Below are 14,661 nucleotides of genomic sequence, written 5' to 3'. Positions count from 1 at the left end.
GGCGAGAACGCCGGGAGGACGGGCATCCGAGAGCTCCGGGGAACTGTTACACGGCGGTAACACGCGCCCTGTCTCAGGGCGAATACCCGGGGTATGTTGAGGATTCGCGCGCGTCGCACGGGGCGCGGGCGACCACCCATCCCCTCTCGAAGGACGTGTTCGTGATCCCACGCTCCCCGCGGCTCCGCACGGAGTCCGCCCGCGCCGCATCGCTGCGCAGGGCGACGGCCTCCGTCGCCGCCACCGCCCTCGTGGCCGCCGGCCTCGTGACCCTCGGGGCCGGAGGGGCCATGGCGGCCCCCGCCCCGACCGTCGCGACGCAGGCGTCCGATCTGAAGGACGGCCGCTACATCGTGACCCTCGCCGACGAGGCCGCCGCGACCTACCAGGGCGGCGTCTCCGGGCTCGCCGCGACGCAGGTGCGCTCGGGCGCGCAGCTCGACGCCGAGGCCGCCCCGGTCGTCGAGTACACCGACTACCTCAAGCAGCAGCAGGAGGAGGTCGCCGCCAGCGTCGGCGCCGACATCGCCTACTCGTACTCGCTGACGGTCAACGGGTTCTCCGCCGACCTCACCGCCGCGCAGGCCGCGAAGCTCTCGAGCGACCGCGCGGTCGCGAGCGTCGAGCCCGACCGGATCTACCACCCCACCACGACCCCGGCCGCCGACTTCCTCGGCCTCACCGGGCCCGACGGCGTGTGGGCCGAGACGGGTGGCCAGGAGAAGGCCGGCGAGGGCGCCGTCATCGGCGTCATCGACACCGGCATCGCACCCGAGAACCCGTCCTTCGCAGGGGAGCCGCTCGGCCGCGCCAAGGGGTCCGCGCCGTACCGGCAGGGCACGACCATCCGCTACGACAAGGGCGACGGCACGCAGTTCACGGGCCTCTGCCAGACCGGCCCGCAGTTCACGGCGGCCGACTGCTCCACGAAGATCGTCGGTGCGCGCTACTACGTCGACGGCTTCGGCAAGCGGAACATCGGCACGGCGAAGACGGGCGAGTACCTCTCCCCGCGGGACGGCGACGGGCACGGCTCGCACACCGCGTCCACCGCGGCCGGCAACGCCGGCGTGACGGCGACCATCGGCGGCAACGACCTCGGCGAGATCTCGGGCGTCGCGCCCGCGTCGAAGATCTCCTCGTACAAGGTCTGCTGGTCCGGCCCCGACCCCGCGTCGCAGGACGACGACGGTTGCGCCGGCGCGGACCTCGTCGCCGCCATCGAGCAGGCGACGAAGGACGGCGTCGACGTCATCAACTACTCCATCGGCGGCGGATCCGCGGCGACCACGGTCTCCGCGACCGACGTCGCGTTCCTCGGCGCGGCCGCGGCCGGCATCTTCGTGTCCGCCTCGGCGGGCAACTCCGGCCCCGGCGCCTCGACGCTCGACAACGCCTCGCCGTGGATCACCACGGTCGGCGCGAGCACGGTCGCGGGCAACTTCGCCGCCACGGCGCAGCTCGGGAACGGCACAGCCTTCGCGGGCGCGTCGATCACCGTCACGGAGCCCGTCTCGGGCGCCTTCGTCACGGCGGCCTCGGTCGCCGCGGCCGGCGCCACCACGCCGGCGCTCTGCGGTCCCGGATCCCTCGACCCGGCGAAGGCCGCGGGGAAGATCATCCTGTGCGAGCGCGGCACGTTCGACCGCGTGGCCAAGTCGGCCGAGGTCGCGCGCGCGGGCGGCATCGGCATGGTGCTCGTGAACCCGACCCCCAACTCGACGGACTCCGACACCCACGCGGTGCCGACGGTCCACCTCGACGCCGACGTCTACGCGGCGGTCTCGGCCTACGCGGCCACGCCCGGCGCGACCGTCACCCTCGTGCCCGACAACACGACGGGCATCGAGGAGCCGACGCCCCAGGTCGCCGGCTTCAGCTCGCGCGGCCCGGTCCTCGCGGACGGCAGCGACATCCTGAAGCCCGACGTCACGGCGCCCGGCGTCGCGATCATCGCGGCGACCAACAACGCGAAGGGCGGCGAGCCGACCTTCGGCCTCCTGTCCGGCACGTCGATGGCCGCCCCGCACGTCGCCGGCCTCGCGCTCCTGTACTTCGGCGAGCACCCGAAGGCGCCCGTCTCGGAGATCAAGTCCGCGCTCATGACGACCGCCTACGACACGGTGGACGGCGACGGCCAGCCCGTCACCGACCCGTTCACGCAGGGCGCGGGTCACGTCGACCCGACGCGCTACCTGTCGCCCGGCCTGCTGTACCTCAACGACCGCGACGACTGGCTCGGCTACGTCGCCGGCGTCGGGTACGACAGCGGCGCCGACCCGGTCGACCCCTCCGAGCTCAACCTGGCGAGCATCGCGATCGGCACCCTCACGGGCGCCGAGACCGTGACGCGCGAGGTCACCTCCACGGGCCCGGGCACCTACACGGCGTCGATCCAGGGCCTCGAGGGCGTGCGCACCGACGTCACGCCGAAGACGCTCGAGTTCACGGCCGCGGGCCAGACCAAGTCGTTCGAGGTGTCGTTCACGCGCACCACGGCGACGGTCGACGAGTACGCCACCGGATCGCTCACCTGGACGGGCGGCGGCACGACCGTGCGCAGCCCGATCGCGGTGAACCCCGTCAGCATCGCGGCCCCGGCCGAGGTGCGCGGCGAGGGCACCGACGGATCCGTGGACGTCACCGTGACGCCCGGCACCACCGGCCCCATCGACCTCACGGCCGAGGGCCTGGCCGCCGGTCGCACGTTCCCGGACCCGGACGACGCCGCGTCGCCGTTCACCGGTTCGGGCGCCGCCAAGGAGGACTTCCAGTACCGCACGACGGTGCCGGCGGGCCAGCTGGCGACGCGGATCGACCTCGACGCGGACGACGACGCCGCCGACCTCGACCTGTCGGTCTTCCGGCTCGAGGGAGGGGAGCCCGTGGAGCAGTTCGACTCGGCGACCGCCTCGGCCGACGAGTCCGTCACCATCGAGACCCCGGTCGCCGGCGACTACGTCATCCAGGCGTCGATCTTCTCGATCCCGAAGGGCCAGCGCACCGAGGAGTTCATGGTCACGCAGTTCGACCTCTCCACGACGACGGACGAGGGCGCCTTCACGGTGACCCCCGACCCGATCGCCGCGACGCAGAGCCGGCCGACCACCTACACCGCCTCGTGGAGCGGCCTCGCTCCCGAGACGGCGTACCTCGGTCGCGTCGCCTACGCGGGCAGCGGGGCCACGACCTACGTGCGCGTCGAGTCCGGTGCGGCGCCGGCCCCGGAGGCCACCGCGGCTCCCGTGATCACCGGGACCCCCGCCGTCGGGCAGACGCTCACCGCGTCGACCGGTGAGTGGGACGCCGAGGGCCTCACGTTCTCGTACGCCTGGTACGCGGACGGGAAGCCCCTCGCCGGGCAGACGCGGGCGACCCTCCGGGTCTCGCCGTCGGTCGCCGGCAAGGAGGTCACGGTCGTCGTCACCGCGACGCGCGCCGACGGCGCCACGGGCACCGCGACCAGCGCGGGCGTCCGGGTGAAGCAGGCCAGCACGATCACGGTGGGCCTCACGCCGTCCGTCGTGACGAGCACGCAGAAGGCCGTCGTCACCGTCAAGGTCGACAGCCCGGCCGCCGCGGCGCCCACGGGCACCGTCACCGTGACGGTCGGCTCGGACGCGTACGAGGTGACGCTCGACGCCGCCGGCACGGGCCGCATCGAGCTCCCGGCGTACGCGAAGGGCCGCTACGCGGTCGTCGCGACCTACCCGGGCGACGAGGCGAACACGGACAAGACGAGCGCGCCGAGGTACCTCGTCGTGAGCCGCTGACCCGGCTGATGTAGGGGGTTCGACCGCGGAGGGGCGGGTGCCGGGAGGCGCCCGCCCCTCTCGGCGTCCGGATCCGTTGCGTGGGGAAATGCCCGGCGCTACCATGCGCCATGGCCGTCATCGAAGCCGAGGGGCTCGTCAAGACCTACCACCCGCGCGGAGCGCCGCCGGTGCACGCCCTCGCGGGCCTCGACCTCGACGTGCCCGAGGGCACGGTCCTCGGGCTGCTCGGACCGAACGGCGCCGGGAAGACCACCGCCGTCAAGGTCCTCACCACGCTCGTGGTGCCGGACGCGGGAACCGCCCGGGTCGACGGCGTCGACGTGCTCGCCCGCCCCGCCGAGGTGCGCGCGATGATCGGCGTCTCCGGCCAGTACGCCGCCGTCGACGAGAACCTCACCGCGTTCGAGAACCTCGACATGGTGGGCCGCCTGTACCACCTCGGGCGCCGCGCCTCCCGGGCGCGGGCCGACGAGCTGATCGGCACGTTCGGCCTGACCGAGGCGCGCGACCGCGCCGTCAAGGGGTTCTCGGGCGGCATGCGGCGGCGCATCGACCTGGCGGGCGCGCTCGTCGCCCGGCCCCGCGTCCTGTTCCTCGACGAGCCGACCACGGGCCTCGACCCGCGCAGCCGCCTCGGCCTCTGGGATGTGATCACCCAGCTCGTCACCGAGGGCACGACCGTGCTGCTCACCACGCAGTACCTGGAGGAGGCCGACCGCCTCGCCGACGACATCGCGGTGATCGACGGCGGCACCGTGATCGCCCGCGGCACCGCGGACGAGCTGAAGAGCTCCATCGGCGGGCACCGGGTGGAGGTCGCGCTGGTGCGCGAGGCGGACGGGCCGGCGGTGCGGGGGATCCTCGAGCGCGCGGGCACGACGCCGCCCACGGTGTCCTCCGACGGTCGCACGCTCTCGGTGCAGGTCGACGACGGCCCGCGCGCGCTCGCCGCGGTGGTCGGCGAGCTGACGGCGGCGGGCATCGAGCTGCACGACGCGGGCATGCGCCGACCGACCCTCGACGACGTGTTCCTCCGGCTGACCGGGCACGCGGCGGCCGGGGAGGACGGGGACGCGGACGGGGACGCGGCGGGATCAGGCGGATCCGATCCCGCGGCCGCGCACCGCGCCGCCGGCCGCGCGCAGGGGACGGACGCGGCATGACCGCCGTCGAGGGCCGCCAGTCCGCCCGCCCGCCGCGTCCCGCGCCGCGCTCCACGTTCGGCACCTGGCTCGAGGACGGGTGGATCGCGACCCGTCGGAACCTCATCAAGATCAAGCGGCTGCCGGACATCCTCGTCTTCACGCTGATCCAGCCGATCATGTTCGTGCTGCTGTTCAGCTTCGTCTACGCGGGCGCGATCGACATCCCGGGCAGCGACTACAAGGAGTTCATCATGGCGGGCATCTTCGCCCAGACCGTGGTGTTCGGGTCGACCTACTCGGGGTCGGCGATGGCGAACGACCTCAAGGACGGGATCATCGACCGCTTCCGCACCCTGCCGATGAGCCCGTCGGCGGTGCTCGTGGGGCGCACCAACGGCGACCTCCTCATCAACGTGTTCTCCATGGTCGTGATGCTCGCCACCGGGCTCGTCGTCGGCTGGCGCGTGCGCTCGAGCCTCCTCGAGGCGCTCGCGGGCGTCGCGCTCCTGCTGCTGTTCGCGTACGCCCTGTCCTGGGTGATGGCGCTGCTCGGCATGAGCGTGCGGAGCCCGGAGGTGATCAACAACGCGTCGTTCCTCGTGCTGTTCCCCCTGACCTTCATCAGCAACGCGTTCGTGCCGAGCGACACGCTGCCGACGCCGCTGCGGGTGTTCGCCGAGTACAACCCCGTGTCGTCGGTGGTGCTCGCGGCGCGGCAGCTGTTCGGGAACGTGCCGCCGGGCGCGCCGGAGCCGGACGCGTGGACGCTGCAGCACCCGATCCTCACGACGCTCGCGTGGGCGGCGGTGCTCCTCGTCGTCGCGGTGCCGCTCGCCGTGCGGAAGTACCGGACGATCAGCACGCGCTGACGGCGGGGCGGGCGGGCGCGGCCGGGCGGGGCCGCCGTCGCGTCAGCGGAAGATGATCGTCCGCGCCCCGTCGAGCAGCACGCGGTGCTCCGCGAACCAGCGCACGGCCTGCGTGAGCGTGCGCGACTCCTCGTCCTGGCCGATCGCCATGAGCTCGCGGGCGCTCCGCGAGTGGTCCACCCGCACGACGTTCTGCTCCACGATGGGGCCCTCGTCCAGGTCGCTCGTGACGAAGTGGGCGGTCGCGCCGATGAGCTTCACGCCGCGCGCGTGCGCCTGCTTGTACGGGTTCGCGCCCTTGAAGCCGGGCAGGAACGAGTGGTGGATGTTGATGATCCGGCCGCTGAGCGCCGCGCACAGCCCGGGGGAGAGGATCTGCATGTAGCGCGCGAGCACCACCAGCTCGATGTCGTGCTCCTCGACCGCGCGCAGCACCCGCGCCTCGAACGCGGTCTTCGACTCCTCGTCGGTGACGGGCACGTGCTCGAACGGCACCCCGTAGAAGCCCGCGAGGTCGGCGAGGCGCCCGTGGTTGCTGAGCACCAGCGGGATCTCGACGGGCAGCTGGCCCGCGCGCTGCCGGAAGAGCAGGTCGTTCACGCAGTGCTCGGCGGTGGATCCGAGCACCAGCGTGCGGAGCGGACGGCCCACCTCGTCGAGGTGCCACGTCGCGTCGTAGCGCTCGACGACCGCGGCGAGCGCGACGGCCAGCCGGTCGTCGTCGGCGGCGGTCTGGATCTGCAGGCGCATGAAGAAGCGGCCCGTGTCGGCGCTCGAGAACTGCTGCGACTCCGTGATGTCGCCGCCGGCCTCGACGATGGCGCCGGCGATGGCGTGGACGATGCCGGGACGGTCGTCGCAGGAGAAGCTGAGGACGCGGTGCGGGGCGCGCGCGCGGGTGGCCTGGTCGGTCATCCGTCTAGGCTATTGCCTGGCTGCGCGGATCCCGCCGGCCCCGGGAGCTCTCCCGCCGTCGACGTCCTGTGGGTCTCCATGACGAACACCTCCCCCATCTTCCTGCCCGATCCCGACCGCGCCGCGCACGCCGGCCGGCGGTCCCCGGCGCCGCCGCACGACCCGGCCGACCCGGCGTTCCGCTTCCCGTGGGTCGGCATCCTCACGCTCGCGGCGTGCGTCTTCCTCAGCGTGACGAGCGAGATGCTGCCCACCGGCCTCCTCAGCGAGATGAGCGGCGACCTCGGCGTGGAGGAGTCGCGCGTCGGCCTCCTCGTCTCGGTGTTCGCGGTCGCCGTGGTCGTCTCGAGCGCGCCGCTCGCGGCCCTCACCCGCCGGGTGCCGCGGCACGCGCTGCTGCTCGCGGTGCTCGCGGTGTTCGCGACGAGCAACCTCCTCACCGCGCTCGCGCCCACGTTCGAGCTCGTCGTCGCGACGCGCGTGCTCGGGGGACTCGCGCACGGCCTGTTCTGGGCGGTCGTCGGCGCGTACTCGGCCCACCTCGTGCCGCCCGCGCTCATCGGCCGGGCCGTCGCGCTCACGGTCGGCGGCGGCAGCCTGGCGTTCGTCCTCGGGGTGCCGCTCGGCACCGCGGCCGGGCAGGCCTTCGGCTGGCGCGCGGCGTTCGCGGGGATCGGCGTGCTCACGCTGCTCGGGATCCTGCTCACCTGGCGCTTCCTGCCCGCGGTCGGCCGGCCCGAGCGGGAAGCGCCCGCGGACGTGCCCGCGGGCGCGCGCGTCGGGATGCGGCAGCGCATGGCCGGGCAGGGCCTCGGCGGGGTGCTGTTCGTGTGCCTGACGGCGATGGTCATCATGATCGGCCAGTACGGCTTCTACACGTACGTCGACCCGTTCGTCACGCGCGTGATGGGGATCCCGGAGCAGCAGCTGAGCGCCATGCTCTTCGGCTACGGGATCGCGGGCGCCGTGGGCCTCCTGCTCGCCGGCACGGTCTTCTCGAGCCGCCCGCAGCTCGGCGTGCTCGCGGGCCTCGCGGCCGCGGCGCTCGGCGTCACCGCCCTGGCGCTCGTGCCGGGCCTCTGGGCGGTCGCGATCCCCGGCTTCCTCCTCTGGGGCGTCGCGTTCGGCGCGATCCCGTCCCTCCTCCAGACGCGCATGCTGCACGCGGCGCACCCGTCCTTCCGCGACACCGCGAGCTCCTTCTACACGACGGCCTTCAACGTCGGGATCGGCGGCGGCGCCCTCGTGGGCGGCGCGCTCCTCGACGGGCTCGGCATCGCGTCGCTCCCCGGGGCGTTCCTCCTGGTGATGGCGGTCTCGCTCGTGCTGGTGGTCGGATCCGCGGGCCGGGCCGCCCGCGGTCGCGCCGTCGCGCGCGCCGCCGGCTGACGCCGGCCTGCGGGAGGATGGATCCGTGACCACGACCCCCGCGCCCCTCGGCCTCCTCCTCGACGTCGACGGCCCCATCGCCAGCCCGATCACCCGCACCCTCGCCATCCCCAGCATCGCGGCCGACCTCGTGGAGCTCGCCGCCGCCGGCGTGCCGATCGTGTTCAACACCGGCCGCTCGGACGCCTTCATCCGCGCGCAGGTCGTCGGCCCGCTGATCGACGCGGGGCTGCCGCAGGGCGCGCGCGTGCACGCGGTGTGCGAGAAGGGCGCGTCGTGGTTCTCCATCACGCCCGAGGGCGCCGGGGAGGTGCACGTCGACCGGACGCTCGCGCTGCCCGAGGCGTTCATGCGCGACATGGAGCGGCTCGTGGCGGAGCGCTTCGCCGACTGGATGTTCTTCGACACGACGAAGCTCGCGATGGTCTCGCTCGAGCAGCTCACGAGCGTCGCGTCCGCCGACTACCTCGCCGTGCAGCCGGACCTCGACGCGCGCGCGGTCGAGATGCTGTCGGCGCACGGGCTCGGCTCGGTGCTCGAGGGCGTCGAGGTGCCCGACGCCGAGGGCCGCGTGCAGGTGCGGGTCGACCCCACCATCATCTCGACCGACGTCGAGTCCATCCGCCTCGGCAAGGACCTCGGAGCCGCCCGCGCCCTGGAGCTCCTCGCCCACAGCGGGCCGCTCCCGCTCCGCTGGCGCACCGTCGGCGACTCGCGCACCGACTACGCGATGGCGGGCTGGCTGCACGAGAACGGACACGAGGTCGCGCACGTCGACGTGCGCCCGGCCGACGGCATCCCCGCGACGCCGTACCCCGTGCTCACGGCCGGCGACCTGATCCACGACGAGGCCGGTGCCGCCCTCCTCGCGCACTGGGTGCGCATGATCCGCGGCGAGGAGGCCGACGACTCCGCGTTCCTCGCCCCGTCGCGCCCCGCGCGCTGATCGCCGGGGGACGGGCGCCGATCCGGATCCGCCCCTTCTCGGCAGCCGCCACGAATGTTAGCCTCGGCTAACACTTCGACGGAGAGGCCGCCATGACCCGCACCGCCCCCGCGCCCGGTCGCGCGCGCCGGCCCGTCACCGGTCCCCAGCTCGTCCTGCTGCTCGGCCCGGCGTTCGTCGCCGCCATCGCGTACGTGGATCCCGGCAACGTGGCGGCGAACCTCACCGCCGGCGCGCGCTACGGGTACCTGCTGGTGTGGGTGCTCGTCGCCGCGAACCTCATCGCCGTGCTCGTGCAGTACCAGTCGGCGAAGCTCGGGCTCGTGACCGGCCGGAGCCTCCCGGAGCTCCTCGGCCAGCGCCTGCCCACGACGCGCCGCCGGGCGTTCTGGGTGCAGGCCGAGCTGATCGCCGCGGCCACCGACCTCGCGGAGGTCATCGGCGGCGCCATCGCGCTGCACCTCCTGTTCGGGATCCCGCTCGTGGCGGGCGGCGTCATCGTCGGCCTCGTCTCCATCGGCCTCCTCGCCGTGCAGTCGCGGCACGGGCAGCGGCCCTTCGAGCTGGTGATCGGCGCGCTGCTCCTCGTCATCACGGTCGGCTTCCTCACGGGCCTCGTCGTGAGCCCGCTGTCGGCGTCCGGCATCGCGGGCGGCCTCGTGCCGCGCTTCGACGGCACCGACAGCGTGCTGCTGGCCGCGAGCATGCTCGGCGCGACCGTCATGCCGCACGCCGTCTACCTGCACTCGTCCCTCAGCCGCGACCGGCACGGGGTCCAGACGGACGACGGCGTCCTGCGCCGGCTCCTCCGCGCGACGCGGTGGGACGTGATCACGGCGCTCGCCGTGGCCGGCGCCGTCAACATCTCCATGCTGCTCATCGCGGCCGCGAGCCTCGGCGGCGTGCCCGGCACCGACTCGATCGAGGGCGCGCACGCGGCCATCACGGCCTCGCTCGGGCCGGTCGTGGGCGTCGTGTTCGCGGTGGGGCTCCTCGCATCCGGCCTCGCGTCGACGTCGGTGGGCGCCTACGCGGGTGCGGCGATCATGGGCGGGCTGCTGCACGTCAAGGTGCCGCTGCTCGCGCGCCGGGTGGTGACGCTGATCCCGGCCCTGGCGATCCTCGCGATCGGCGTCGAGCCGACGTCGGCCCTCGTCGTCAGCCAGGTCGTGCTGAGCCTCGGGATCCCGTTCGCGCTCGTGCCGCTCATCCGCCTGACGGGCGACCGCCGGGTGATGGGCGACCACGTCGACCGGCCGCTCACGCGCGTCGCGGCGTGGGTCGCGGTGTCGCTCGTGGTGGTGCTGAACGTCGCGCTCGTGGTCCTCACCGTCACGGGCTGATCGGGCGGCCGGATCCGCGGGTCAGCCGGCGTCGGACACCCAGACCGCGGACGCCGCGGCGGGCGTGAGCGGGCGGCCCGCGGATCCGTCGACCGTCACGACCACGGCGGCGGGGTCCCGCCCGTCGGATCCCGCGGCCCGCACGAGCGTGGCGTCCAGCCCGATCCCGTGCTCGGCGAGCTCGCGCAGCAGCCGCGGGTCCTCGTCGGAGATGCGGCGCACGCGCATGGGCCGGTCGGCGACGGCGTCCGCGAGCACCGTGGCCTCCGGGAGGTGCGGCTCGCCGTCGGCCGAGGGGATCGGGTCGCCGTGCGGATCCCGGGACGGGTGCCCGAGGTGCGCGTCGATGCGCGCCACGAAGTCGTCGGAGACCGCGTGCTCGAGCACCTCGGCCTCGTCGTGCACCTCGTCCCAGCCGTAGCCGAGCACCTCCACGAGGAACGTCTCGAGCAGCCGGTGCCGGCGCACCATCTGGATCGCGTGCCGCCGGCCGTCCGAGGTGAGCTCGATGCTGCCGTACGGCCGGTGCTCGACGAGGCCCTGCGCGGTGAGGCGGCGGAGGCCGTCGGAGGCGGTGGCGGGCCGGATCCCGAGCCGCTCGGCGAGCCGGGTCACGGTGACGGGCTGGTCGGACCACTCGGTGGCGGTCCAGATGAGCTTGAGGTAGTCCTGCGCGGCGCTCGAGAGCTCGTCGACGGACATGCGCCCATGGTAGCGACCGGCCCGCCGGCCACCCCGTCCCCCGGACGCGCCCCCGACCCGCCCCGGCGGAGCATGCTGGGTGGTGACCGCGGGCAGGGACGCCCGCGGCGGATCCGATGGAGGAACCCCATGCAGTACCGCACTCTCGGCAACAGCGGCGCGATCGTGTCGACCTACGCGCTCGGCACCATGACCTTCGGCGCGGAGGCGGACGAGGAGACCTCCGGTCGCATCCTCGAGGCCTACGTCGCGGGCGGCGGCACGTTCATCGACACCGCCGACGTCTACTCGGCCGGGATCTCGGAGGAGATCGTGGGCCGCTGGCTCGCGGCGCACCCCGCCGAGGCCGACCAGCTCGTCATCGCCACGAAGGGCCGCTTCCCGATGGGGGAGGGCAACAACGACGTCGGCACCTCGCGCCGCCACCTCACCCGCGCGCTCGACGACTCGCTCCGCCGCCTCGGCGTCGACACGATCGACCTGTACCAGATGCACGCGTGGGACGCGGTGACCCCGCTCGAGGAGACGCTGCGCTTCCTCGACGACGCCGTCCGCGCCGGCAAGATCTCGTACTACGGCTTCTCGAACTACCTGGGCTGGCAGCTCACCAAGGCCGTCGGGCTCGCGAAGGCGCTCGGGTACACGCCGCCCGTCACGCTGCAGCCGCAGTACAGCCTGCTGGTGCGCGAGATCGAGTCGGAGATCGTGCCGGCGTCGCTGGACGCGGGCATCGGGCTCCTGCCCTGGTCGCCGCTCGCGGGCGGCTGGCTCACCGGCAAGTACCGCCGCGACGAGACCCCGACCGGCGCGACCCGCCTCGGCGAGGACCCGGAGCGCGGCATGGAGGCGTTCACGCCGCGGAACGGCCAGGAGCGCACCTGGGCGATCCTCGACGAGGTGCGCCGCATCGCGGACGCCCACGGCTCCAGCTCCGCGCGCGTGTCGCTCGCGTGGCTCGAGGCGCAGCCGGCCGTGACCAGCGTGATCCTCGGCGCCCGCACGGTCGAGCAGCTCGAGGACAACATGGCCTCGGCCGACCTGGAGCTCAACGCCGAGGAGATCGCCTCGCTCAGCGCGGTGAGCGCGCCCGTGGTGTCCGACTACCCGTACGGCCCGGCCGGCGTGCAGCAGCGCCACCGCGCGATCGACGTGCGTGGCTGAGACCGCCGCCGGTCGTCCCCGCGTCCGCTGCGGCGGCGCGGGGACGACCGGCCCCCGGCGCCCGGGGCGTGATCCGCACGCGCGGCACGTGCCGGCGCACCACGACCTCGAGGGTCAGCTGTCCCCGCCGGGCGAGCACCACGGCCACGACCGCCGCGGCCAGCGCCGGCATCCCGCCGGACACGACCATGCCGACGTGCACGCCCCACGCCTCGACGATCCCGCCCATGAGCGGACCGCCGACGGCCTGGCCGCCGAGGAGCACGAGCACGTAGACGCTCATCACCCGCCCGCGGATGGCGACGTTGCTGGAGAGCTGCACGAGCGAGTTCGCCGCTGTCTGGAAGAGCAGCGACGCCATGCCGACCGTGACGAGCACGGCCGCGAACGGGGCGATGCCGGGCATGAGGCCCGCGACCGCCTGCAGGACGCCGGTGATCCCGACGCCGACCACGATGGTCCGCAGCCGCACGGTCGCCCGCCGCGTCGAGAGGAGCGCGCCCGTGAGCGCGCCGATCGCGACCATCGAGTTGAAGAAGCCGTAGCCGCCCGCGCCCACGTCGTACACGTCGCTCGCGAACGCCGCGAGGAGCACGGGCATGGTCAGCCCGAAGACGCTGAAGACGGCCACGAGCACGACGGGCCAGAGGATGGTCGGCTTCGACCGCGCGTACCGGAGGCCCTCCGCGAGCTGGCCGCGGCGGCGCGGGGCGGGCGGGATGCGGATGAGGTCCCGGGTCCTCAGGCTCCACAGGGTCAGGACCACGACGACGCACGCGACCGCGTTGATCGCGAACGACCAGCCGGCGCCGACCGCGAGCAGCAGGATCCCGCTGAGCGCCGGGCCCACCATGCCGCCGAGCTGGAACACCGATGAGTTGACGCTGATCGCGTTCCGCAGGTGCTGCTGCCCGACGATCTCGGTCACGAACACCTGGCGCGCCGGATTGTCGATGACCGTCACGAGCCCGGTCGCGAACGCGATGGCGAAGATGTGCCACGCCTCGACCGCACCGGACAGGGTGAGGACGGCGAGCAGCGCGCTGAGGAGCGCGTACGTGCCCTGCGTGATCATCATCAGCATCCGCTTCGAGCACCGGTCGACGATGACGCCGCCGAGGAGGCCGAAGAACAGCATGGGCGCGAACTGCATCGCCACCGTGATGCCGACGGCGGTCACGCTGCCGGTGAGCTCGAGCACGAGCCAGTCCTGGGCGATGCGCTGCATCCAGCCCGAGGTCATGGCGATCACGTTCGACGCCGTGAAGCGGCGGAAGTTCGGCACGCTCAGCGCGATGAGCGTGTGGCGCCACGGCGGGCGCTCGGTCTGGACGGGGAGCGGGGCGGTCGGGGGGAAGGCGTTCGGGGGCGGGGTCACTTCATCCTGCGTGTGCGTTGCGTATGGGCGGATCGGTTCCGTATGGGTGCGGCCGCGGAGGGCCGACATCGACGGTACTCCGGGGCTTCCCATTCGGATCCCGCCTCGACATGATGAATGCCATCACGTGATCGAATGACCGGAGGCCGCCGTGCTGGACCCGACCCTGCTCGCCACGTTCCTCGCGGTCGCCGACACCCGGAGCTTCACGCAGGCGGCCGCGCGGCTCGGCATCAGCCAGCCCACCGTGAGCCAGCAGGTGCGGCGGCTCGAGCGGGCCGTCGACCGGACGCTCGTCGCGCGCGACACCCGCGCCATGCGCCTCACCGACGCGGGCGACGCGATGGCCGGCTTCGCGCGCACGATCCTCGCCGCGCACCAGGCCGCGGAGAGCTACTTCGGCGGATCCGCGGTGAGCGGCCGCCTGCGCTTCGGCACCGCCGACGACCTCGCGATCACGCAGCTCCCGCGGATCCTCCGGCACTTCCGGCAGCTGCACCCGCAGATCGAGCTGGAGCTCACGGTCACGCAGAGCGCGCCGCTGCACCGGCGGCTGCTCGCCGGGCAGCTCGACCTCATCCTCACGAAGACCGCGGTCGACGAGCAGCCGGCGGCGCGGCGCGTGGGCCGCGACCGGATGGTGTGGGTCGGCCTCGAGCGCACGCTGGTGGAGCCGGGCGCGAGCGTCCCGCTCATCGCGTACCGCGCCCCGAGCATCAGCCGGCGGATGGCGATGGACGCGCTCGAGCACGCCGGGCGCACCTGGCGGATCACGTGCAGCACGCGCGACGTCAACGGCGTGCTCGCCGCGGTGCGCGCCGGCATGGGCGTCGCCGTGCTGCCGCAGGCGCTGATCCCCACCGACCTCGTGAAGGTGACCTCGCGGCTCGGCCTGCCCGAGCTCGACGAGGTGGACTACGTGCTCCTCGACAACCCGGCGGGGCCGCGCGCGTCCATCGAGGCGCTGACCTCGGCGATCATGTCGCGCGGGGTGGCGCGGGCGAGCTGATCGCGGGCGCGGGCGCGCCCGGCTCCTC

The 14,661-nt window shown here is 73.8% G+C and carries 11 protein-coding genes; 8 read left to right on the top strand and 3 right to left on the bottom strand.

Annotated elements, in window-relative coordinates:
* The first annotated feature begins 155 nt into the window (after positions 1-155).
* From ACT7CP_RS13075 to ACT7CP_RS13065, 3 genes are all read left to right on the top strand, one after another.
* The gene (locus ACT7CP_RS13075; RefSeq protein WP_445442556.1) at positions 156-3,773 is read left to right on the top strand and encodes a S8 family serine peptidase; all 3,618 of its coding nucleotides are present in this window, start codon (positions 156-158) and stop codon (positions 3,771-3,773) included.
* Positions 3,774-3,883: 110 nt separating this feature from the next.
* On the top strand, positions 3,884-4,939 hold the full coding sequence (locus ACT7CP_RS13070; protein ID WP_445442555.1) for an ATP-binding cassette domain-containing protein: 1,056 nt from the start codon (positions 3,884-3,886) through the stop codon (positions 4,937-4,939).
* The gene (locus ACT7CP_RS13065; protein ID WP_445442554.1) at positions 4,936-5,790 is read left to right on the top strand and encodes an ABC transporter permease; all 855 of its coding nucleotides are present in this window, start codon (positions 4,936-4,938) and stop codon (positions 5,788-5,790) included. Before ACT7CP_RS13070 ends, ACT7CP_RS13065 begins: the two co-directional genes overlap by 4 nt.
* Before the next feature lie 42 nt (positions 5,791-5,832).
* Here ACT7CP_RS13065 and purU read toward each other — a convergent pair whose 3' ends face one another.
* Positions 5,833-6,705, bottom strand: a complete 873-nt coding sequence (purU, locus tag ACT7CP_RS13060; protein ID WP_445442553.1) for a formyltetrahydrofolate deformylase — start codon at positions 6,703-6,705, stop codon at positions 5,833-5,835.
* Positions 6,706-6,783: 78 nt separating this feature from the next.
* On the opposite strand from purU, the gene ACT7CP_RS13055 reads away from it, so the two are divergent.
* The 3 genes from ACT7CP_RS13055 to ACT7CP_RS13045 all read left to right on the top strand — a co-directional run bounded on the left by ACT7CP_RS13055 (position 6,784) and on the right by ACT7CP_RS13045 (position 10,383).
* Positions 6,784-8,094, top strand: a complete 1,311-nt coding sequence (locus ACT7CP_RS13055; RefSeq protein WP_445442552.1) for an MFS transporter — start codon at positions 6,784-6,786, stop codon at positions 8,092-8,094.
* 25 nt (positions 8,095-8,119) lie between these two features.
* The gene (locus tag ACT7CP_RS13050) at positions 8,120-9,040 is read left to right on the top strand and encodes a hypothetical protein (protein WP_445442551.1); all 921 of its coding nucleotides are present in this window, start codon (positions 8,120-8,122) and stop codon (positions 9,038-9,040) included.
* Between the two features lie 92 nt (positions 9,041-9,132).
* A complete protein-coding gene (locus ACT7CP_RS13045; RefSeq protein WP_445442550.1) occupies positions 9,133-10,383 on the top strand; it encodes an Nramp family divalent metal transporter in 1,251 nt (416 codons plus the stop codon).
* Positions 10,384-10,404: 21 nt separating this feature from the next.
* Here the strand turns inward: ACT7CP_RS13045 and ACT7CP_RS13040 are convergent, their stop codons facing one another.
* Entirely contained in the window at positions 10,405-11,085 is a 681-nt protein-coding gene (locus ACT7CP_RS13040) for a metal-dependent transcriptional regulator (protein WP_445442549.1), read from the bottom strand.
* A 129-nt stretch (positions 11,086-11,214) separates the two neighbouring features.
* On the opposite strand from ACT7CP_RS13040, the gene ACT7CP_RS13035 reads away from it, so the two are divergent.
* Positions 11,215-12,246 (top strand): aldo/keto reductase, encoded by a 1,032-nt coding sequence (locus ACT7CP_RS13035; RefSeq protein ID WP_445442548.1) that lies wholly within the window; start codon positions 11,215-11,217, stop codon positions 12,244-12,246.
* On the opposite strand, the gene ACT7CP_RS13030 is transcribed toward ACT7CP_RS13035, so the two are convergent.
* Positions 12,155-13,624, bottom strand: coding sequence for an MFS transporter (locus ACT7CP_RS13030; protein ID WP_445442547.1), 1,470 nt, complete (start codon positions 13,622-13,624; stop codon positions 12,155-12,157). The genes ACT7CP_RS13035 and ACT7CP_RS13030 overlap by 92 nt on opposite strands.
* A gap of 151 nt (positions 13,625-13,775) precedes the next feature.
* On the opposite strand from ACT7CP_RS13030, the gene ACT7CP_RS13025 reads away from it, so the two are divergent.
* The gene (locus ACT7CP_RS13025; protein WP_445442546.1) at positions 13,776-14,633 is read left to right on the top strand and encodes a LysR family transcriptional regulator; all 858 of its coding nucleotides are present in this window, start codon (positions 13,776-13,778) and stop codon (positions 14,631-14,633) included.
* Positions 14,634-14,661 lie beyond the last annotated feature (28 nt).

Source organism: Clavibacter rahimiani (assembly GCF_052654495.1).
This window is presented reverse-complemented; position numbering and strand designations above follow the sequence as displayed.